The organism is Veillonella orientalis (assembly GCF_018406505.1).
GTDB lineage: Bacteria > Bacillota > Negativicutes > Veillonellales > Veillonellaceae > Veillonella > Veillonella nakazawae.
This window is the reverse complement of sequence record NZ_AP022322.1, coordinates 1,090,691-1,113,003: the sequence shown is the minus strand read 5'-3', so window position 1 is coordinate 1,113,003 and position 22,313 is coordinate 1,090,691. Positions and strand designations below refer to the sequence as shown.

Here is a 22,313-nt window from a genome sequence, read left to right as displayed (position 1 = left end):
ATAATCTTCTAACTATATTTGTAAAGGGGCATAGAGAACTCTGTGCTATAAGGGCGTATATATGGAAAAGAAACGCTTATTGATGGATCAAGATGCTATTATGCGCGCGATTCGTCGTATTAGTCACGAAATCCTAGAACGTAATAAAGGCTTATCTAATGCTCTTATTGTAGGCATTGAACGACGTGGTGTTATTTTGGCAAAACGTTTGCAGGCCGAAATCGAACGCATTGAAGGTATTCGTATTGAATGTGAATCACTCAATGTTGCTATGTATCGTGATGATCGTGATGCTCGCCAAAAAGAAGGCGAACCATGTACGATTGATACTACAGAGAAAACAATTATCCTCGTTGATGATGTGCTTTACACAGGACGCACCATTCGTGCAGCTTTAAATGCATTGATGACATCTGGTAGACCTAAATCAATTCAGTTAGCAGTTCTCGTGGATCGTGGCCACCGTGAATTGCCAATTCGTGCAGATTATGTAGGTAAAAATATTCCTACGTCACATCTTGAAAGTGTACGCGTTGCCGTTGCTGATTTAGATGGTGAAGAAGGGGTTACAATACAGGAATAACCTGTATTGTAACCCCTTCTTTTTGTTTGCTTAAATTTATCTAGATAAATTAAGCTCTGCTCGTTTTTTTATCTCAATCTAAATCTAAACATAAATGACAAAGTTAAGTTATTTATTTAATATATTGTGGTGTATATGTATAGTCTGTATGGCCTATACGGTTAGCTTCATTATGGAAACATAAGGCTTGTATATCTGTCGCTAGCGTATCTATATGATGCATAGATTTTCCAAGATTATTGAGCTGAGTAGGTGCTTTAGCCCATTTTTGAATGAGTGGAATGTCATGTTTAGTTCTCAGCCATTGACGTCCTCTGTCGTTAAAGGCTAGTAATCTAGCATATTGAGGACCGTCTTGCATAGCGATATTTATCAAGTCTTTCGTAATGCCTAATGTAAGATATGCACCCATGCGCTGTAAACGGGCGTAGGTGTAGCGCTTGGATTTTATTTGCTCAATGGCAGATTCCCATGAAGGCTGTTGTGCTGCTTTTAACCACAAGTGTTCAATACCTTCAGTAAAATCAACAAAACGCTCTAATTCATTGATATTCATGCGGCGACTCAACATATGTACCATATTGTAATATCTATTGTAGTCGACATAGTCATCATTTGTGATTCTATGCGTCATATCAGCTAGAATTGGTGTTGGAATAGTACTTTGAAGCGTTGAATACATATCTAAGGGATTAGCAGTAGTGATGAGATGACGCAATGCCGTACCGGATGGTAACTCTTGATTGAAATTGTGATTGTGGTGATCAGATGTACGCTGAATAGGAATATATTCTAAGTTTGGATAATATTTTATTGCAGCACGGATATATTCAAGTCCTAATAAGGCATTAGGTGTGCTAAGTGATTCGGAGCCTAGCGCTTTACGGAAGGCTGTACCATAGGACATGCCTTCATTTAAATAATTGCGTAATTCATTTTGGGTGCTTTCACAATCCATACGCTTAGCCGTATGAATGAGTTGATTTAAATCAGTTGTTTCAGAACCAAAAGAAAGCGTATCAATGGATAAAGCCTTAATTAAACGAACCGCACCTGTCCCAAAAAGTTGCGCACTGCCTAAGGAATAGAGTGTAGGGAGTTCGATAACAACATCTGCACCGCCAAGCATGGCCCAACGCGCGCGATCGAATTTTGAGAAAAGGGCTGGTTCGCCACGTTGTACAAAGGAGCCACTCATAATGCAGATGCGCAATACATCAGGGTATTTTGTAGCTAATGTATGTAGTTGATGTGCATGACCATTGTGAAATGGATTGTATTCGCAAATAATACCGATGGTTTTCATAGTGACTCCTTTCATTAGTGTTAGTGTAACAAAGCATAGAAAGACTGTAAATAAATTTTGAACTTAAGAGGCCGTATAGTAAAGAAATAGATGTAAAAAATGTGTGTAAAACTAAAGTTTTTTGTAGATTTTATTTGTTCTATAGGCTATAATTAACTGTAAATGCTGAATTGATGTGAGGTATATGATGAAACAAAATTGGAAACGTACATTACAAGGGGCTCTGCTCGGTGCTGCGCTACTAGCAATGGCGGGATGTGGCTCTACAAATGTAATGGATACATATAGTTTTGGCCATCAAGTTATCCGTGCTGGTCAATCTGAAATTACCATTGCTTTGCCTTATGAAATGGGTAAAAGCACAAAAAATATGTCTGATGATGGGTATCCAATTGATATTTATGGATCTGTTACAGACCATATGGTGATTGAGGTTGAGGCTTTGCGTGCCGGTGAAAATAAACCATTGCCAACGGTGGATGAGTATGTTAACCGCAGCAAATCTGAGTTTACTAAAATTGGCGGCACCATCAAAGAAGAGTCTGTAGCTTTAGAAGGCGCGTCTGCTAAAAAGCTTGATGTGACTTATACAACTCAAGGGCAAACATTTAGATTTTCTCAATACGTATTCTTAGATCATGGCGTATTGTGGAATATAGTCTACCAATATCCTGAAAAGGATCAGGTAGGTGCTGATATCAGCAAAGAAATTCAAAACAAGATTCAAGTTACACAACAGAAAGAGGGTTAATCGATGAACGTATTAGTAGTTAACTGCGGTAGTTCTTCCTTGAAATATCAATTACTTGATATGACAACTGAAACAGAATTGGCAAAAGGTCTTTTTGAGAAGATTGGTGATCAAGACGCTATCTTCACTCATAAACGTCCTAACGCAGATAAATTAGAACGCGTTGAACCAATTTTGAATCATAAAGAAGCTCTTCGTATTTTACTTGATATTTTAGTTGATGCTGAATATGGTGTAATTAAGTCTATGGACGAAATCGACGCTGTTGGTCACCGTGTAGTACATGGCGGTGAAAAATTCGCTGACTCCGTATTGATCACTCCAGCTGTTATGGAAGCATTAGAAGAATGCTGCTCATTGGCTCCATTGCATAACCCACCAAACATTCAAGGTATCGAAGCTTGCCAAGCTATCATGCCTAACGTACCACAAGTTGCTGTATTCGATACTGCATTCCACCAAACAATGCCTAAAGAAGCTTACATGTATGCGCTTCCTTACGAATACTATGAAGATTATGGCATCCGTCGTTACGGTTTCCATGGTACATCCCACAAATATGTTGCACAACGTTGCGCTGAATTGATGGGCAAACACATGTCTGATCTTCGCATCATCACATGTCACTTAGGTAATGGTTCTTCCGTATCCGCTATTAAAGGTGGTCGCTCCATCGATACTACAATGGGCTTTACTCCATTGTCTGGTTTGATCATGGGTACTCGTACTGGTGATATTGACCCAGCTATCGTTCCATTCTTGATGAACAAAACTGGCATGAACTACGATGAAGTAGACGCTATTATGAATAAAAAATCCGGTGTACTTGGTATTTCCGGTGTGTCCAATGACTTCCGTGTTATCGAAGAAGCAGCATCTAATGGTAACAAACGTGCTCAATTAGCATTGAACATGTTCCATTACAAAGTTCGCCGCGTAATTGGTGCATTCGCAGCAGTTATGGGTGGCGTTGATGCTATCGTATTCACAGCTGGTATCGGTGAAAACGGTATCGGTAACCGTGATGCAATCTGCAACGGTTTAGAATACTTGGGTACTCGCATTGACTCTGAACGCAACAACATCCGCGGTAAAGAACAAGAAATCAGTGCTGAAGGCTCCAAAGTTAAAATCTTCGTAATCCCTACAAACGAAGAAATCATGATTGCTCGCGATACTCAACGTATTACAGCATCCTTGAAAAAATAATATAGTTCGTATCTGAACTAGGTGACTAATAGAGTCATAAAACCCCGTCTATATCATAGATATAGGCGGGGTTTTTGTAGTTTTTATACTTAGAATACCTTATAATAGAATGTATAGTTATAAAGTAGTAGTTCTTTTAAAGGGGTAACATATGACAGTATTATATGAAGAAAAATCTCAGCGTGCTAAAAGTGCAGAGTGGCTAGTATTATGTTTTGTTATTCTATTATTATGTGGTGTTGGCTACACTACATATCGTAGTATTAACTTGCATACTATACTAATAGCAGAATATTTTATTGAAATTATGGCTATCATCGTAATTGTTAAACAAGCCGTTAGTCGATATACCTATATTTTGACAGATACAAAGTTAGTAATTGAAGAATCTTCTATATTTAGAAAGCGCCATTTTGAGGTAGATTACGATATGATTGATGGCGTATTTAAGTTTGAACGTGAATTATTGACAAATATTAAATATCGATATAAATATAGAAAATGTTCAACTTCTGATCCACGTCCTATTTGGTCTCTAGTATATGCGATTGTAAAGGGTGATAAGGTTCAAAATGGTCGCCTTTTATTGAAAGCAGATGATAAATTTTTTGACATCTTAGAGGAACATATACCAGGTCGTATCCGTGTGCCTCAAGCGGACATTGTGTTTTATGCTGCAGTCCGTGCTGATGCGGTAAAACATGGTGAAGATGTACAAGAGTACTATAAAAAGTTAACAACACCTGAAAAGGATGGCCCTGATATTCTTGTTTAATTTACAGATCTTTTCTAATTTATATTATCTAAATTAGTTGGAATGGTTTTATTTATAAAACGGTGAAATTAACTAAAATTCATATACTATAAAGGAGTGCAAATGGCTGGATTATATTTGGCGAGCCAATCACCACGAAGAACTGAATTATTAACACAAGTTGGTATTGATCATATTGTTGTATCAAGTACCTATGAAGAGGCTAATAAGGGTTATGATGATCCTATTGAAATGGTGAAAGAACAAGCTTTAGGTAAGGCTCGTGCGGCTGTAGGCGTACCTGAAGGGAGCATCGTACTAGGTGCTGATACGATTGTCGTATTAGACAATCAAGTGCTAGGTAAACCTCATGATGAATCTGAGGCCCGTCATATGCTAGAGCGTTTATCAGGCCAAGTTCATTCTGTAATTACTGGTGTAGCCTTGCTTATTAAAGGTCAAGAAATAGTTTTTCATAATGAAACAAAGGTATATTTTAAAAAATTAGCTCCTTTTGAAATCGAATCCTATATTGCTAGTGGCGAACCTATGGACAAAGCTGGCGCCTATGGCATACAAGGTAAAGGTGCTTTATGGGTAGAGAAGATAGAAGGCTCTTATACCAATGTGGTAGGATTACCTGTTGAACATGTATACGATGAATTGTGTAAAGCATTAGGTGCTAAATAATACTATCATTTGATGGCGATGGTGCTATAATCGGCTGTGCTGTGCTGTGCTGTGCTGTGCTGTGCTGTGCTGTGCTGTGCTGTGCTGTGCTGTGCTGTGCTGTGCTGTGCTGTGCTGTGCTGTGCTGTGCTGTGCTGTGCTGTGCTGTGCGCTATTGATATAGTAAGAGAGTAGATGTGTGTAGTTAGATTTACAAATGGTGTTATCTATTTGAATGGAGAGATTCTATGGAAGTACCAACAGTAAGTGTAAAAGACATGTTACCATTTCAGCGTCCCCGTGAAAAATTTCTTGCTTTAGGACCATCCCATATGGCGATGGAGGAATTGCTAGCTATTTTATTGCGTACTGGGGTGAAAGGTCAGTCTGCCATATCGCTAGCGAGTGATATTGTACAGTCCTATGATGATGGGGAGTACGGTCTTAATAGAATGACCGTTGAAGAGCTTATAAAAATTAAGGGAATTGGTACAGATAAAGCGGTAACTTTGTGTGCGGCTCTTGAGATGGGGCGACGATTAGGGGAACTAAAAATTAAGGAAACATACGAAGATTTTTCTCAACCTTTTGTCATTGCTCAATATGTAATGGAGCGCCTGCGACACGAAGAGGTGGAGCATGTATGGGCAGCTATGTTGACGTCTCGAAATAAGTTGATTCAGTTAGAACATATTTCGAATGGAGGTTTAGTATCTAGCCTCGTAGAGCAGCGAGCTGTTTTTAAGAAGGCCATAGCTTGTAATGCGGCAGCCATTATCTTAATACATAATCATCCATCTGGCGATAGCCGGCCTAGTGACGAAGATATTCGGCTTACCAAGTTATTTGTTAGTGCAGGTCAGTTTATGGGAATACCAGTATTAGATCATATTATTATTGGTGATAATGAATTCACTAGCCTTAGTGAAATAGGTAAACTTAGTTAGAGAATGCACATATTAATAGTAAAAGCACTCATAATAATGAGTTCACTCTTTCTGATTTGTTCAGTGAAGAGATGTATACATCATTATAGGAGTGCTTTTTCTATTTTGTATGGTCTATACATAGCAAGGTGTATCAGTTGTAAGTGTATAAATTATGTATGACTTAAGGGTACTTGAATTATGCATTTTATGTGCTTTTAACATGGGGAAAAGCCTTGATATCAATAGATAAAGTCGCATTATATGTGGTAAAATGGAATGATGATGTAATGAAGGAGATTTTACTATGAGTTCCATTTTACCTACTCTAGGAAAAGATGTAAGTATAGATATTGGTTCCATACAGACGCGCCTCATGGGGGGGACGCGAGGAACTGTTATAAGCGAACCATCTATTATAGCAACTGATACAAAACAAGAAAAAGTAGTAGCCGTTGGGGATGAAGCGGCACGTCTTGTATTGCGTATGCCCGATATGTGGCGACCTTTAACGCCATTAAAAGATGGATTTATTGTAGACTATCGCGTTATGCACACGATGCTTAACTATTTTCTGAATAAAGTGTCTAATGCATTGCGCCGCGCTCGAGTTCTTGTTGGTGTTCCTTGTGGGATGACCGACGTTGAGCAAAGAGCGATGATGGATGCTGTTATTCAGGCTGGAGCACGCGAAGTATTTCTTATCGAACGACCTGTCGCTGCAGCCATTGGTTGCGGCGCACCTATCTTTGAAGCTCGTGGATCTATGGTCATTGATATTGGTGGTGGCACTGTCGATATGGGTATTGTTTCATTGGGCGGCATTGTAGACAGTAAAACGATTCGCTTCGGTGGCTCAGATATCAATAATGCATTGCTACGCTATGTACGTGAGTGTTTTGGGGTTATCGTTTCTGAAGAAATTATAGAAGATATTAAACATACAGTAGGCACTGCTATGGCACCTTTAGAAGATGCCGAATATGCCTTTCAAGGTCGTGATATGATGAATGGTTTAGGCAGACGTTGTGTTATTCATCAGTCAGAGGTATATCAAGTTGTTAATGACTGTATTGCGGGCCTTTTAGATGAAGTGAAACAAATGATTCGTTCTGCTGAACCTGAGATTGTAGCAGATATTATGCAATATGGAATATATCTAACTGGTGGTACTGCGCAACTGTCGGGTTTGGCTGAGCGTATCGGGGGCGAGTTAGGTGTGCCTGTACATGTTCCAGATGCACCAGAGACAAAAGTCGTTGTGGGCCTTAACGGGGCTTCATCTGACTTGGTGAGCTTATCACGATTTATTGTGAATTCTAAAAATAGAAAGGGCCAAGACTAATATGATACAGTCAGATAAAAAGTTAATTATCGTTGTTGTCATTAGCTGTATCCTATTAGCGTTGCTCGGATTTGCATGGAAACAACGAACTAGTATTCCTTTTGTTACTGTCACTCTTGAAGGTATTACAACGCCATTTGCTTATGGATCTGCCCGTTTGCTTGACGGTGTACAAACCGGTTTTACAGTGCTCAATAATGCTATTTCTGCAACTATTGAAAGTGATGAGGCAGCATCTCGCAAGGCTGCATTAGAACAAAAGGTTGTTAACTATGATGAAGTAGTAGCAGAAAATATTCGACTTCGTCAATTGCTCAACTATAAGAGCAATCATCCGGAATTCTCCATGACTTTAGCCGGTATTATTACAAAGGATTACGGCACATGGACAAATACTTTCACTATCGATAAGGGTAGTGAAGAAGGGATGGCTGTCAATATGGCTGTCGTTGTACCAAGTGGGGTAGTTGGTTTTATTACCGATGTATACCCTCACTCTTCTCGAGTACAAACCATTCTTGACCCACGTAGTGCAATCGGTGTTATTGTACAACGTCCTGAATCTCGCCTATCTGGCGTCGTAAAAGGTGATGGTGACTCACCTCGTACGCCATCAATGGTAAATATTGCCCGTGATGGTGATGTATTAGTAGGGGATAAATTAATCACCTCTGGGTATGGTGGTATCTACCCTAAAGGATTACCTGTTGGTAATGTACAGTCCATCGAAAATGATACGGAAGGTTTTGTAAAGAATGCCGTAATTACACCAAGTGTGGACTTCTATCGTTTAGAAGAGGTATTTGTCCTTACATCATCTTCAGTAAGTGCACCACCAAAACCAGGGCTTGAGCCTAAACTAGTACCTCAAACACAACGAGATCAAGTTGAAGGGGCAAAGGGGGCCGTTAAACCATGACGCGTCTAGCTTTAGTACTCTGTGGATTTTTAATTTACTTTATACAGGCGCAATTATTGCCTGCTATTTTTCATACGAATTGGTTGCCAAATTTAATTTTGACCACCATTGTTATAGTCACACTATTTAAAGGTCGTTATATGGGGCTGATGGCAGCTGTTATAGGTGGTATTGTACATGATGTATTGATATCTAACTTCTTTGGGCTCCATTTATTCCCTTACGTTCTTGTGGTTTACCTATTATCTGCAGTGAAACATCGACTCTATGAAGAACGTTGGTATTGGTCCAGTGCTATTGTAGCCATTTGTACATTGCTTGATGGATTTATCCGGAGCTTAATGATATTGGCCAGTGGTGGAGATTTACATATAGGGGGATATATGTGGCATATGGTTATACCAGTACTATTTTGGAACGGTCTATTGGCTGCCATCGTACATGGATTATTGTGGCGTAAGGACGAACAGCAAGATTATATTTGGTAATAAATTAGTAAGGGGGTGAAAGAGTGCTTGAAGGCCTCTATAAACGAAGAAAAACGAGTCGCTTTGATGTACTCTTTTACATTGTAGCGGGCATATTTATAGTGTTAGCATTGCGTTTGTTTATGCTACAAATCTTGGCTGGTGGCTATTATCAAGCCAAGGCGGAAGGCAACCGATTGCGCATGGTACCGATGACTGCAGCACGAGGTGTTATGTATGATCGTAATGGTCAAATTCTTGTAGGCTCTCGACCTGCTTATACTATATCTATCATGCCTACCGGAAAGGCTTTGGATGATGGTGAAGTTGCTAAATTGGCAGCTTTATTAAAAATGAAGCCTGAAGATATTACAAAGAAGGTTAATGATCACAAGTATGGTTATGAGCCAATACGTATTGCTAATGATATTTCTATGGATGTAGTGACAACCATTGAAGAGCATCGTCATGAATTACCAGGGGTAACCATTGATGTTGAGCCACTTCGATACTATCCATATGAAACGATGGCTTCTCAATTATTTGGTTATGTTGGTGAAGTGAGTGAAGAGGAATTAGAAGAGCTAAAACAGCAAGACCCTAATACACTGGTAAGTGGCGGTACTATTTTAGGTCGTTCTGGTCTCGAAAAATTATATGATTCTATCTTGCGTGGTACCGATGGTGGTAAACAAGTTGAGGTAGATGCTACAGGTCGTCCTGTGGCTGAGGTAGATAGAAAACATACGGTGCCAGGTGCTAATATTCATCTAACCATCGATGTGAATTTACAAAAGGCTGCAGAAGAAGCTGTTAAAAACCAGCTCGATCAATTGCGTGCGCAAGGTATTCCCGCACAAGGGGCAGCAGTGGTGGCCATGGACCCTAATACAGGGGCTATTTTAGCTATGGTCAGTGCGCCTGAATTTAATCCAAACTGGTTTTCTAAAGGGATTACAACTGCTCAATGGAATCAGCTGAATAATGATAAAAATCATCCTTTTGATAATAAGGTTATTTCTGGTGAGTATCCACCAGGGTCACCATTTAAGATTATTACCGGTACAGCAGCATTAGATCTTAAAAAGGTTACTCCTGAAGAGATGATCTTTGACAGTGGTAAGCACTGGTTAATCGATAAGCGAAATGCAGAAGGTGAAGCCTTAGGATGGCTTAACTTTAATAGAGCGCTTGCTAAGTCAGATAACGTTTACTTCTATGAAATGGGTAATCGCGTTGGTATAGAAAATCTCGATAAATATGCTGCTTATTTTGGCATTGGCGAAAAGACTGGTATTAATTTACCAGGTGAGGCGTCTGGCATTATGGCAAGCCCTGAGTATAAACGAAAAGTATATGATGAAGATTGGTACTTAGGTGAAACCTTCGATGCTGCTATTGGTCAATCTTTTACCTTAGTTACGCCATTGCAAATGGCTGTTTTGCTAAGCGAAGTAGCTAATGGTGGTATTAAATATAAACCTTATGTGGTAAGCCGTATTGATAATAAAGATGGCACTCCGAAAGAGATTTTCGGTCCTGATAAATTAGGTATTCTACCAGTTCCAAAAAATATTATGGACCTTATTCGAGAAGGTTTGCGTGATGTTACAAATGAAGGTGGTACAGCAGGGGATTTATTTAAAGGCTTCCCAATTAATGTAGCTGGTAAGACTGGTACTGCGGAAAATGCACATGGCCGGGATCATGGCTGGTTTGTAGCCTATGCACCATATGACAAGCCACAAATTGTTGTGGTTGCACTTGTTGAACAAGGTAGCTTTGGTGCGGGCTCTGCAGGTCCAATCGTACGAGATGTGTTAGCCGCATATTTCAATGTACCATTAAATAAAAAAACGAATGATACAAATACTAAAAGTAATAAAGATTCTGCAACTGTAGGGAATACGCCTAATGGGCAGAAACCTCAGAATGCAGTAACAAGTGGGCAACCAAGAAAGGATTAGTATGGGCGAAATCATTGGTGTTGTATCCGGCAAGGGTGGCGTAGGTAAAACGACCGTCACTGCATGCTTGGGTGCAGCCTTAAGTCATGCAGGGCACCGCGTATTGCTCTGTGATGGGGACTTTGGATTGCGCGATTTGGATCTCGTATTAGGCGTGGCAGATGAAATTATCTATGATGCACTTGATGCGAGTGAAGATAAAGAATATACAGATGATGCTATTGTATCAATTGCAGAAAATCTAGATTTCTTACCGGCTAGTCAAAGTGCACGCTGGGAAGATATAGGTCGAAAGAAGTATAAGAAATTAGTTCGTCGGCTTTGTGATGTATATGACTATATTTTGATCGATGCACCAGCAGGGATTGGTAAGGGCATTGAGTCAATTTTAGATCTTGTGAGTCGTTGTATCGTTGTGACACATCCATTGTGGGTATCCTTGCGCAATGGGGCGCGTATGATTCAAGTGTGTCAAGAACATAATATTCGCGACTTTGCTATTGCCTTTAATGCAGTGCCAGTAGATAGTGAAGACATAGATTTATATGATATGTTGGAAGTCCTTCGCGCCGAGTATGTAGGGGCTATGATTCCTTATGATGAAGATATCCTAACATATACACAAGATGGTCATTTGTTAGACCTTGCTTCTCATGAGTTTCGTAATGTATTAGCACCTCTTGTAGACTATGTTGTGACAGGCGATTGTTGGGAAGATTATGATGTACAAAAACAATTTGATGCCTATGTAACTAAGAAAAAAGCGGCTAAAGAAGAATCATGTACACCGACTCTTGCTTCAGCTGGTGAGTCTATCTTTGGAGATTCGAATACTGTTTTGTATATTAATCGCGGTGGATGGACTACTCAGCGTTTATTAGTGCAAGGTAAGCAAAGTTTATGGCGCCGTCGTAAATTGAAATAGGTGATATGATGTGGCGGAAACTATGGAATGATAGCGACTGGGCTATTATCATATGTACTTTTCTACTGGTTTGCATTGGCTTAGCAGCTATTGGCAGTGCAACTCATGTTAATCAAGAGCCTATTGGATTTGGTAGTTTAGTAGTAAAGCAACTTATATTTTTCCTTGCTAATGCAGCTGTTGTGATAGGCATGCAATTCCTTAACTACCATCGGTTAAAGGATTGGGGCAATATCATTTATGGCATTACCCTTTTGATGTTAATTGCCGTTATGGCCGTTGGTACATCTGCATTGGGTGCTCAACGGTGGATTCAATTGGGGCCTATTACCATTCAGCCATCAGAATTTTCTAAATTATTGATGATTATCTGTATGGCTAAAATGCTAGAGCCCCGTATTGGCAAGTTAGATACATTTAAGTCTTTAATATTGCCTGTATTATATGTTGGGGTACCTATTGGACTTGTATTTTTACAACCTGACTTAGGTACATCTCTTGTGTACATTGCTATTTTTGTGGGAATGCTATTTATCTCTGGCATTAAAACTAGACTCATAAAAATCATTGCAGGGACTGGTTTATTATTGATGCCTTTAGGCTGGTTTGTACTGAAAGAATACCAAAAACAACGTATTCTCGTATTTTTAAATCCAGATATTGATCCATTTGGATCTGGCTATCATATTATTCAGTCTAAGATTGCCATTGGTTCTGGTTTGATTTTTGGCAAAGGTATCTTTAATGGCACACAAAGTCAGTTGAACTTCTTACCAGAAAACCATACGGACTTTATTTTCTCCGTTATTGGTGAAGAATTTGGCTTTGTAGGTTGTATCATAGTATTATTATTGCTCTTTATGCTTATTTATCGCAGCATTAAAGTGGCGTATATGTGTAATGATAATTTTGGTATGTTACTAGCTACAGGGATTGCCACTATGTTTACCTTCGAGGTACTCGTTAATGTAGGCATGACCATTGGTATTATGCCTGTTACAGGTATTCCATTACCATTCCTTAGTTATGGTGTCAGTGCGTTGACCACCAATATGTTGAGTATCGGTATTTTGTTAAATATCGCTATGCAACGAACGAAATATATTTTCTAAAACCCTATGTATTTAGGATTGATTATGAAAGAAGTCTTTCAGAAAAGACGGAGGATGTATGATTCAATTAGATACGTCATGGTTACAACATGTCCAAAAGCCTGCTCGTTATACTGGTGGCGAATATAACAGTATCGTAAAAGATCACAGTACTGTTGATGTAACAATGGCATTAGCTTTTCCAGATGTATACGAAGTGGCTATGAGCCATTTGGGCATCAAAATTTTATATGGTCTTGTAAACCGTCGTGAAGATGCAGCAGCGGAACGTGTGTTTGCTCCGTGGCACGATATGGAAGAGGAGATGCGCAAGCGCAACATTCCTTTATTCTCTTTGGAAACTCGTACGCCTATTAAAGACTTTGATGTACTAGCCTTTACGCTTCAATATGAGATGAGCTTTACTAATATTTTGAATATGCTCGATTTGGCTGGCATTCCTATGTACGCTAAAGATCGTGATATGGATTTCCCGTTACTCGTATGTGGTGGCCCATGTGCATTTAATGTAGAGCCTATTGCAGATTTCTTTGATATTGTATCTCTCGGTGAGTCCGAAGAATGGGGAGATGAATTCATCGATCTCTACAAGGCTGAAAAGGCAAAAGGATTCCCAGGCGGCAAGGAAGCATTCTTGCGTAAAGTGGCTCAAATCCCTGGTACGTATTGTCCAGCATTATACGATGTGGAATATACCGAGCAAGGCGATTTTAAATCTATTACACCGCGCTTTGAAGACGTACCTGCAGCTGTTGAAAAACGCATTGTTGAAGATGTAGAAAATGTTTTCTACCCAACAAAACCTGTTGTACCATTCTTAGATATAGTTCATGACCGTGCGGTACTCGAATTATTCCGTGGTTGTACACGTGGTTGTCGTTTCTGTCAGGCTGGTATGTTATACCGTCCTGTTCGTGAAAAGACGCCAGAGCGTTTGCTTCAAATTGCTAAGGATACGATTGCTAATACTGGTTATAATGAAATCTCTTTGATGAGCTTGAGCTCTGCGGATTATTCTAAATTGCCAGAGCTAGTAGATATGCTCATGGAAGAGTTCAAAGATAAACAAGTGAGCGTAAGCTTACCATCCTTACGTATTGATAGCTTCTCCATTGATATTGCGAAAAAGGTGCAACAAGTACGTAAGAGTGGTCTTACTTTTGCTCCTGAAGCGGGTACACAGCGCATGCGCGATGTTATCAACAAAGGCGTTAGTGAAGAAGATTTATTGGCAGCGTGTACAAATGCCTTTAAATCTGGGTGGAATACAGTTAAATTGTACTTCATGATGGGCCTTCCTACTGAAACAGATGAAGACCTAGCAGGTATTGCTAATCTAGCGTACAAGGTACTTGATTTACACCGTGATATTACGGGTAAACGCAATGGCTCTGTAACCGTTAGCGTATCCTTCTTTGTGCCAAAAACACATTCTCCATATCAATGGTATGGTCAACAAGATGTAGAGGAAATTCATCGTAAGCAACGCTACTTAAAATCTCTCATCAATAACCGCAATATTTCTTATCACTATCATGATGGCTATACGGGCTACATGGAGGCTGCCTTTGCTCGTGGGGACCGTAGATTGTCTAAAGTTCTTGTAAAAGCCTGGGAAGCAGGTTGTAAATTTGATGGCTGGACTGAGTTCTTCAACTATGAAACTTGGTTAAAAGCATTCGCTGACTGTGGGTTGGATCCTGCATATTTTGCACGTCGTACTCGTGATTTCGACGAGCCATTACCTTGGGATCATTTGGATTGCACTGTAAGTAAAGCTTTCTTGAAACGAGAGTGGGAACAAGCGGTAGAGGCAAATTTAACAAGTGATTGCCGTCGCGGTCCATGTAAGGGCTGTAACGTATGTCCAGAGCTAAATACTGCAATTATTGACTATAAGGAGGGTGGCAGAGTTGAAAAAGTTACGTTTGGCCTTAAATAAAGGCGAAAAATTGCGATTCTTGTCGCACCTTGATTATGCACAAGCAGTAGAACGTATGATTCGCCGCGCAGAAATTAAAATGGCTTATTCTGAAGGCTTTAATCCACATATGAAAATTAGCTTTTCCTCTGCACTTGCTCTAGGTGTAACAGCGGCGGCTGAATATATCGATATGGATGTGCTAGAAGAGGACTCTTTAGAGTCCATTATGGAGCGTTTGAACCGCGTAGCACCGCCAGGTCTTGAGGTGCTAGGTGGCAAGGAAATGCCTGAAAAGGTTAAAAAGATGATGGCTATCTGTAACTTTGCTATTTACGAAGTAACAGGTCCTGTAACGGATGAACATGCTGATTGGGATGCTTTGCTCAAATCTTTCAATGAAGCTACGGAGATTTCTTATGAAAAGGTAACGCCTAAGAAAACTCGCACTATTGATGTGAAAGAATTTGTAAAAGAACCTATCGTAGCATCTGTTAAGGACGGTATGGTAACCCTTACTATGGGCATCGGCATCTATCCGCAAGGTACTATTAAACCTAGTGAGGTATGGAACCTTGGTAAAGACCAATATAACTGGCCGATTACAAGTGGCTATGAAATTCATCGTAAAGCGATTATGGTGGAAAATGAAGAAGGTCGTTACACTCCATTGGAAATTAACTACTAATACTCGTTATATACATCTTAATTACTAATATCTTTACATAAATCTTAAGTGGTTTATATACGCTTTAGTGTTTTAAAAGATCTATATATTTTAAATTGAACGAAGGGAGGGATAGGATGCATAAAATTTTGGTCAATGTTATGCGAGAAGAAATTCGCATGGCTGTTATCAACGAAGAAGGGCAGTTAGTAGATTTTGTCTTAGTACGTACTGATGAGTCTCATATGGCAAATCATATGTACAAAGGTACTGTTAAGAACGTATTAAACGGTATGCAAGCGGCCTTTGTTGATATAGGGGGCTCTCAAAATGCGTATTTGAACCTTCAACAGGGGAAAGAACAGAAAATCTTGCCACGCCTATCTGTGGGACAGCAAATTCTTGTACAAGTGGTAAAAGAGGAAATGCTTGGTAAAGGTGCTCGCGTTACAGCTGATGTGAGTTTGGCAGGACGTTTTATGGTGCTTTTACCATATTCTGAAGGCATGCATATTTCTAAGAAAATTACTGATGAAGCAGTACGTGCTAAATTACAAGAATTAGCAGCGCCTTATGTACAGGAAGGCTGTGGATTTATTATTCGTACCGCAGCCGCTAAGGCTAGTGCTGACGAAATCGGTCGTGATATGGAATATTTATGGCGTACATGGCAACATGTGTTAAAACGATTTAAGGTGGCTAAGAGTGGTACTGATCTCTATAGTGATGCGGATTTTTGGTTCCGCCTTGTGCGAGACTATGCGCATCGCAATGTAGAAGAGATTATTGTAGATTCTGATATGGGCGAGTCTCGATTGATGGACCTCTTAGGTCATGGGCCTACATCACAGCAAATTAAAGTGACACGTCACCGTGGTAGCACACCTATCTTTAAAGCTAATCATATTGAACCACAATTAGAAGATCTTATCTCTCGTGATATCAATCTACCTTCCGGTGGCTCTATCCGTATCGATCATACGGAGGCTCTCACCGTATTTGATGTAAACTCGGCTCATTACACAGGTAAGTCTAATAAGTTAGAAGATCTGGCTTTTACAGTCAATAAAGAGGCGGCAAAGGAAATTTGTCGACAATTGCGATTGCGCGATATTGGTGGTATTATCGTCGTCGATTTTATCGATATGAAGGATAAGTCCCATCAACAAGAGTTGTTAAAATTGTTGAGCGCACAGGCCAAGTTAGATAAGATGAAAACTGTGGTATGTGGTATTAGTTCGCTTGGTCTTGTGGAGATGACAAGAAAGCGTGCCCGTCAAGGTTTGCAAACTTTGATGTTTGATACATGTCCTCAATGTGGGGGCACTGGATACATGTTGTCAGGTAGAACTGTATACATGCAAATTATCCGTCGTATACGTGAGCTGTTTAAATCAGGTCGCATTAAATCTAATCTAGAAATCGAAGTACATCCAGAGGTAGCCCAATACTTAACTAAGGCTGTCCTTGAGGAGTTAGGCGATTCTATAGGGCGTAAGATTTCGATTGTAGTGAATTCACAAATTAGCCGAGAAGGATATTCTTTGATGGCAGTAGCAGAATAAGTAAGTAGTTTTTATAGGTGAGTTTCGTGTCTGTATTTGAAATTATATTAATTAGTATTGGTCTAGCCATGGATGCCTTTGGTGTATCGATTGGTAAAGGTTTATCAATGCCGGTAGGTGAAAATGGCCGAAAGGTTACATTGGCATTCTTATTTGGGTTATTCCAGTTTCTCATGCCTATAATTGGCTGGCTCATTGGTCGCCAGTTTATCGATGTCATATCTGAATGGGATCATTGGATTATCTTTGGACTTCTCGGCTATTTAGGGGTTGCTATGATACGAGAAGGCCTTAGTGATGACGATGAAGATGATGATAAACAGTTTTTAGGTGCTTGGGAAATGATTATGCTATCTGTGGCAACTAGCCTTGATGCGATGGCGGTTGGTTTAACCTTTGCTTTTCTACCTATTAATGTATGGGAAGCCTCTACTATGATAGGGGTAATTACCTTTGGTATTTCTCTTATTGGTGTGTACCTAGGCAAATTTATGGGCCAGTTCGTGGGAAAATATGCAGACATACTAGGTGGGGGTGTATTGATTCTCATCGGTACAAAAATACTTTTACAACATCTTGGAATTATCGGAGAATTTTAGAGGTTTGTATATATATGAAAGTATCATAAACTGAGCTATTTATATTGAATTTTGTTTGACATAGATAGGTAAATACGATATACTATATCAGTATTAGTTCGGTTTACTGAACTTTGCAATCCGCGTGAAGCAGGTTTAAACGCCCGACCGAAGTTCGGGTCGGGATACCGAATTCAGCGAGTTCGATAACAAGGAGGTGTTCTCATGTACGCAATTATTAAAACTGGTGGTAAACAATATCGCGTTGCTGAAGGCGATGTAATTACTATCGAAAAATTGGAAGCAGCTGCTAACGAGTCCGTTACATTCGAAGAAGTTTTGACTGTAGTGAATGACGGCGACGTTAAAGTTGGCGCTCCTCTTGTAAACGGTGCAAAAGTTACAGGTACAGTTCTTGAGCATGGTAAAGGTAAAAAAATCTTAGTATTCAAATACAAAGCTAAATCCAACTACCGTCGTCGTCAAGGCCATCGTCAACCGTTCACAAAAGTTCGTATTGAATCTATCCAAGCTTAATTATGGTTTCCATTGAAATCCAGCGGAATAGTGAGAATCAAGTCATTGGTTGTCACCTATCCGGTCATGCAGGATATGATGAGCATGGCTTCGATATCGTATGTGCTGCAGTGTCTGCCTTAACGGCAACGGCAATGTTAGGACTTACCCAGATTGCTCAGCAAGAAGGGGAATATACGAATAGCGAAGGTCGATGTGATATGGTTCTCTCTGGTACGATTAACCAGAGTGGACAGGATATTCTGGGGACTATGATCCTTGGTTTAAAGGAAATTAGCCGTCAATATCCAGAGTTTGTCCAAATACACGAAATATAGGAGGTGAACTTAATGTTTACTTTTGATTTGCAATTGTTCGCACATAAAAAAGGTGTGTCCAGTACTCGTAATGGTCGTGACAGTGAATCTAAACGTCTTGGTGTTAAATGCCATGATGGTTCCATCGTAAAGAGCGGTAACATCATCGTTCGTCAACGTGGTACTCACTTCCACCCTGGTACTAACGTAGGTATCGGTAAAGATGACACTTTATTCGCACTTGTGCCTGGTAAAGTAGCATTCGAACGTGCTGGTCGTTACAACCGTAAAGTTAGCGTATACCCTGTAGAAGCTTAATTTTACAAAGATTATTAATCCCTAGTGGTTTTCCACTAGGGATTTTTTGCTTTCTGTAGTATGTGTCTGATAGATATATTATAATTAAGTTTAGCATTATCATATTGGCAATGATATCATAATTAGAATCATTATGCTTAAGAATACTAAATAACTAGCAACAGTGAGCCGATATTTTGCTTTTAATACACATATGACGAGATAGGGGGCATTATGGCACTGCTAGAATTATCAAATATATCTTATATTGTAAAAGACAAATCTATTATCAGTGATGTATCTTTATCGGTAAATCAAGGCGATTATATTACTATTGTAGGTCCTTCTGGAAGTGGTAAAAGTACACTTTTAAAATTATGTAGTGATCTGATTAGTCCTACATCGGGAACTATTACTTATAATGATCGTCCTTTAACGGCTATAGATCCTGAATCTTATCGTAGAGAGGTGGGCTACTGCTTTCAAAGACCTTATTTGTTTGCGAAAACAGTACGTCGTAATATTCTATTTCCTTATGATATTCGCGGTTTAAAACCGGATATGAGTCGTATAGAATATCTCTTTGATTTACTACATATGCCACTAAATTATATGGAGCGCCGTAATGATGAGTTGTCTGGTGGTGAAATGCAACGAATATGCCTTATTCGGAGCCTTATTTTCGAGCCTAAAGTGTTGCTTTTAGACGAGGTTACGTCTGCCTTAGATGCGACGAATACATCTATTGTAGAAAATGTGGTTGATGAGCTTCATAAAAAGGGGATCACCATTATCTCCATTACTCATAATGAAGAGCAAAGCTTGCGTATTGCAAATCGCCGCATCACTATCGTAGACGGTCAATTAGCTAAAGAGGAGGTACTGATATGAGTCAGTTTCAAACTATATCTACTATATCGTTGTGCCTTGCATCAGTGCTAGTTATTATTAGTATGATTATGTCTTATCGACAAGAATTGAAGCTAGAAAAGGATATTTTCATCAGTGCTATACGTGCTACAGTTCAACTATTAGTCATCGGGTTTATTTTATCGTATATTTTTAGTACGGAAAGTCCAATATTTATTATTGGCTTACTTGGATTTATGGCTTTTAATGCCGCTTATAACTCAGCTAAACGAGGGCAAGGGATTCCGCATGCGTTATGGATTTCCTGGTTTGCTATCACCATTGGTGCATGGATAACCTTATCTATTTTATTGGTAACTGGCGTGCTTAGTTTTACTGCGTACCAATTGATTCCTGTTGGTGGTATGGTCATTAGTGGTGCTATGGTAGCCATTGGGCTTTGTTATCGTCAAATGCTATCAAATTTTGAATTGCGTAAACAAGAGGTGGAAATTAAATTAGCCTTGGGTAGTACACCTAAACAAGCTTCGAAAGCAATAGTTCGTGATGTTATAAAGACGGGTCTACAACCTACTGTAGATAGTGCCAAGACATTAGGTATCGTAGCGCTGCCGGGGATGATGACAGGCCTTATCCTAGCAGGCATGCCTCCATTAGAAGCTGTAAAATATCAAATGATCGTTACATTTATGTCGTTATCCACTATATCGATTGCTTGTTTTATTACGTGTCAATTGGCATATAGAACATTTTTTAATACTAGAAATCAATTATATAAGTAATTTCTATTGAAATGTTAATAGTAAATAAGGAATTAATTTAATTACATACATTTTAGTCATATTCGATATAGATAATCGATATAAATTAGAAATTCCCATACTATAAAGGTTGCTTCCTCTTATGAGGGAGTAACCTTTTATTATTGTGTGTCAAATTCCTATGTTTTTTAGTAGGAATAGTGGTATACTATGTACAGTATCAGTGAAATACCAGAATACTGGTTGTCATATACTTTCATATACCTAAAGAGGGGTGGCGTTGCCACTAGAAAGATTTGAGGTAAGTACTATGTATGATGTAAAATCTCCAAAGGCGGAGGAATTTATTTCCCATCAGGAAATCCTTGACACCCTTGCCTATGCAGAGGAAAACAAGGAAAATCGGGAGTTGTTAGATGCTATTTTAGCAAAAGCTGCTACATTTAAGGGGTTAAATCATAGAGAAGCAGCTGTTCTATTAGAATGTCCGTTGCCTGAATATAAGGAAAAGCTTTATGCGTTAGCTAAAGAAATCAAGAAAGCTATTTATGGCGATCGTATCGTTCTATTTGCACCATTATACTTGTCTAACTATTGTATTAATGGCTGCGTATACTGTCCGTACCATTCTAAAAATCGCGATATTAAACGTAAAAAGTTGACTCAAGACCAAATTAGAGAAGAGGTTATTGCCTTAGAAGCAATGGGGCATAAGCGCATTGTTATTGAGTCTGGTGAAGATCCTCTTAATAATCCTCTTGAATATATTTTGGAATCTATCAAGACTATTTACGGTATTAAAAACAAAAATGGCGAAATTCGCCGTGTAAACGTAAATATTGCAGCTTGTTCCGTTGAGGATTACAAGAAATTACATGAAGCTGGTATTGGTACATATACATTATTCCAAGAAACATACAATAAAGAAAACTACGAAGCACTTCATCCAACAGGCCCTAAGAGCGACTACGCCTACCATACAGAGGCGATGGACCGCGCTATGCAAGGTGGCATTGATGATGTAGGCATCGGTGTTCTTTATGGTTTGGAACATTATAAATATGATTTTGTAGGTTTGTTGATGCATGCAGAGCATTTAGAAGCAGTATTTGGTGTAGGTCCACATACAATTTCTGTACCTCGTATTTGTCCAGCTGATGATATTGATGTAGATGATTTCAGTAATGCTGTACCTGACGATATATTTGAGAAAATCGTTGCTCTTATTCGTGTATCCACACCGTATACAGGTATGATTATGTCTACCCGTGAAAGTCAATCCATGCGTGAACGCGGTTTGGCATTAGGTATCTCCCAAATTAGTGGTGGCTCTCGTACTAGCGTAGGTGGTTACAAAGAAGAAGAGAAACCAGAAGATAATTCGGCTCAATTTGATCGCAGTGACACACGTACATTAGATGAAATCGTAGATTGGTTACTAGATCTTGGATATGTGCCTAGCTTCTGTACTGCATGCTATCGAGCAGGTAGAACAGGGGACAGATTTATGGCCCTCGCTAAATCCGGTCAAATCCATAACTGTTGCCAACCTAATGCATTGATGACATTAAACGAATACATCATGGATTATGGTGATGAAAAAACTAAAGCTCATGGCGCTAAGGTTATTGAACAACAGTTAGAAAATATCAAAAATGATTTAGTTAAAGATAAAGCTAAAGCTTATATTGCACAGATGAAAGACGGCGAACGAGACTTCCGGTTCTAAGTAATTCACTGATCGTGAACCTCCTATTGATAATGGGAGGTTCTTTTTTGTTGAGAAAATGTCAAAAGTTAAATGAGAATAAAGTATATAAAATAGTTTATTTTATTCGCTTTTTGATGTATAATAAATAAAAATGATAATGATAATACGTTGAAGTTT

23 protein-coding genes are annotated in these 22,313 nt (G+C 39.2%); 22 read left to right on the top strand and 1 reads right to left on the bottom strand.

From position 1 onward, the window contains the following. Positions 1 to 61: 61 nt before the first annotated feature. The gene (pyrR, locus tag VEIS1202513_RS05040) at positions 62 to 583 is read left to right on the top strand and encodes a bifunctional pyr operon transcriptional regulator/uracil phosphoribosyltransferase PyrR (RefSeq protein WP_156720047.1); all 522 of its coding nucleotides are present in this window, start codon (positions 62 to 64) and stop codon (positions 581 to 583) included. Between the two features lie 112 nt (positions 584 to 695). On the opposite strand, the gene VEIS1202513_RS05035 is transcribed toward pyrR, so the two are convergent. Continuing rightward, positions 696 to 1,889 (bottom strand): tRNA(Met) cytidine acetate ligase, encoded by a 1,194-nt coding sequence (locus tag VEIS1202513_RS05035; protein WP_213466895.1) that lies wholly within the window; start codon positions 1,887 to 1,889, stop codon positions 696 to 698. Between the two features lie 187 nt (positions 1,890 to 2,076). On the opposite strand from VEIS1202513_RS05035, the gene VEIS1202513_RS05030 reads away from it, so the two are divergent. The 21 genes from VEIS1202513_RS05030 (at position 2,077) to hydG (ending at position 22,154) form a co-directional block, all read left to right on the top strand. Next, entirely contained in the window at positions 2,077 to 2,640 is a 564-nt protein-coding gene (locus VEIS1202513_RS05030; RefSeq protein ID WP_039969076.1) for a hypothetical protein, read from the top strand. Positions 2,641 to 2,643: 3 nt separating this feature from the next. Then, complete coding sequence (locus VEIS1202513_RS05025) at positions 2,644 to 3,849, top strand: acetate/propionate family kinase (RefSeq protein WP_105089434.1); 1,206 nt, start codon at positions 2,644 to 2,646, stop codon at positions 3,847 to 3,849. Positions 3,850 to 4,000: 151 nt separating this feature from the next. Further along, the gene (locus VEIS1202513_RS05020) at positions 4,001 to 4,624 is read left to right on the top strand and encodes a hypothetical protein (protein WP_213466894.1); all 624 of its coding nucleotides are present in this window, start codon (positions 4,001 to 4,003) and stop codon (positions 4,622 to 4,624) included. Positions 4,625 to 4,726: 102 nt separating this feature from the next. Further along, entirely contained in the window at positions 4,727 to 5,293 is a 567-nt protein-coding gene (locus VEIS1202513_RS05015; protein ID WP_105085903.1) for a Maf family protein, read from the top strand. Positions 5,294 to 5,520: 227 nt separating this feature from the next. Continuing rightward, positions 5,521 to 6,219, top strand: coding sequence for a RadC family protein (gene radC / locus VEIS1202513_RS05010; protein WP_213466893.1), 699 nt, complete (start codon positions 5,521 to 5,523; stop codon positions 6,217 to 6,219). 286 nt (positions 6,220 to 6,505) lie between these two features. Continuing rightward, the gene (locus VEIS1202513_RS05005; RefSeq protein WP_060923982.1) at positions 6,506 to 7,543 is read left to right on the top strand and encodes a rod shape-determining protein; all 1,038 of its coding nucleotides are present in this window, start codon (positions 6,506 to 6,508) and stop codon (positions 7,541 to 7,543) included. Between the two features lies 1 nt (position 7,544). Then, positions 7,545 to 8,462, top strand: coding sequence for a rod shape-determining protein MreC (mreC, locus tag VEIS1202513_RS05000; protein ID WP_060923981.1), 918 nt, complete (start codon positions 7,545 to 7,547; stop codon positions 8,460 to 8,462). Beyond that, positions 8,459 to 8,950, top strand: a complete 492-nt coding sequence (gene mreD, locus VEIS1202513_RS04995) for a rod shape-determining protein MreD (RefSeq protein WP_213466892.1) — start codon at positions 8,459 to 8,461, stop codon at positions 8,948 to 8,950. Before mreC ends, mreD begins: the two co-directional genes overlap by 4 nt. Positions 8,951 to 8,973: 23 nt before the next feature. Beyond that, positions 8,974 to 10,896: a penicillin-binding protein 2 gene (gene mrdA / locus VEIS1202513_RS04990; protein ID WP_213466890.1), complete on the top strand. Its 1,923-nt coding sequence runs from the start codon at positions 8,974 to 8,976 to the stop codon at positions 10,894 to 10,896. 1 nt (position 10,897) lies between these two features. Continuing rightward, positions 10,898 to 11,821 (top strand): P-loop NTPase, encoded by a 924-nt coding sequence (locus VEIS1202513_RS04985; RefSeq protein WP_213466889.1) that lies wholly within the window; start codon positions 10,898 to 10,900, stop codon positions 11,819 to 11,821. Positions 11,822 to 11,829: 8 nt separating this feature from the next. Further along, positions 11,830 to 12,933 (top strand): rod shape-determining protein RodA, encoded by a 1,104-nt coding sequence (rodA, locus tag VEIS1202513_RS04980; RefSeq protein ID WP_082717856.1) that lies wholly within the window; start codon positions 11,830 to 11,832, stop codon positions 12,931 to 12,933. A 58-nt stretch (positions 12,934 to 12,991) separates the two neighbouring features. Then, positions 12,992 to 14,875 carry a TIGR03960 family B12-binding radical SAM protein gene (locus VEIS1202513_RS04975; RefSeq protein ID WP_213466888.1) on the top strand — a complete coding sequence of 628 codons (1,884 nt, stop codon included), beginning with the start codon at positions 12,992 to 12,994 and terminating at the stop codon, positions 14,873 to 14,875. After that, entirely contained in the window at positions 14,847 to 15,542 is a 696-nt protein-coding gene (locus VEIS1202513_RS04970; protein ID WP_178884685.1) for a TIGR03936 family radical SAM-associated protein, read from the top strand. The genes VEIS1202513_RS04975 and VEIS1202513_RS04970 overlap by 29 nt, the downstream gene beginning before the upstream one ends. Positions 15,543 to 15,658: 116 nt before the next feature. Beyond that, positions 15,659 to 17,086 carry an Rne/Rng family ribonuclease gene (locus VEIS1202513_RS04965; RefSeq protein ID WP_213466887.1) on the top strand — a complete coding sequence of 476 codons (1,428 nt, stop codon included), beginning with the start codon at positions 15,659 to 15,661 and terminating at the stop codon, positions 17,084 to 17,086. A 26-nt stretch (positions 17,087 to 17,112) separates the two neighbouring features. Beyond that, entirely contained in the window at positions 17,113 to 17,685 is a 573-nt protein-coding gene (locus VEIS1202513_RS04960) for a manganese efflux pump MntP (protein WP_213466886.1), read from the top strand. A gap of 204 nt (positions 17,686 to 17,889) precedes the next feature. Beyond that, positions 17,890 to 18,201, top strand: coding sequence for a 50S ribosomal protein L21 (gene rplU / locus VEIS1202513_RS04955; protein WP_004698652.1), 312 nt, complete (start codon positions 17,890 to 17,892; stop codon positions 18,199 to 18,201). Between the two features lie 2 nt (positions 18,202 to 18,203). Continuing rightward, positions 18,204 to 18,518, top strand: coding sequence for a ribosomal-processing cysteine protease Prp (locus tag VEIS1202513_RS04950; RefSeq protein WP_060923972.1), 315 nt, complete (start codon positions 18,204 to 18,206; stop codon positions 18,516 to 18,518). 12 nt (positions 18,519 to 18,530) lie between these two features. Beyond that, a complete protein-coding gene (gene rpmA / locus VEIS1202513_RS04945; protein ID WP_004696430.1) occupies positions 18,531 to 18,815 on the top strand; it encodes a 50S ribosomal protein L27 in 285 nt (94 codons plus the stop codon). Positions 18,816 to 19,028: 213 nt separating this feature from the next. Beyond that, entirely contained in the window at positions 19,029 to 19,685 is a 657-nt protein-coding gene (locus VEIS1202513_RS04940) for an ABC transporter ATP-binding protein (protein WP_213466885.1), read from the top strand. Next, on the top strand, positions 19,682 to 20,446 hold the full coding sequence (locus VEIS1202513_RS04935) for an ABC transporter permease (protein ID WP_060923970.1): 765 nt from the start codon (positions 19,682 to 19,684) through the stop codon (positions 20,444 to 20,446). The genes VEIS1202513_RS04940 and VEIS1202513_RS04935 overlap by 4 nt, the downstream gene beginning before the upstream one ends. 289 nt (positions 20,447 to 20,735) lie before the next feature. After that, a complete protein-coding gene (gene hydG, locus VEIS1202513_RS04930; protein ID WP_060923969.1) occupies positions 20,736 to 22,154 on the top strand; it encodes a [FeFe] hydrogenase H-cluster radical SAM maturase HydG in 1,419 nt (472 codons plus the stop codon). The last annotated feature ends 159 nt before the right edge of the window (positions 22,155 to 22,313 follow it).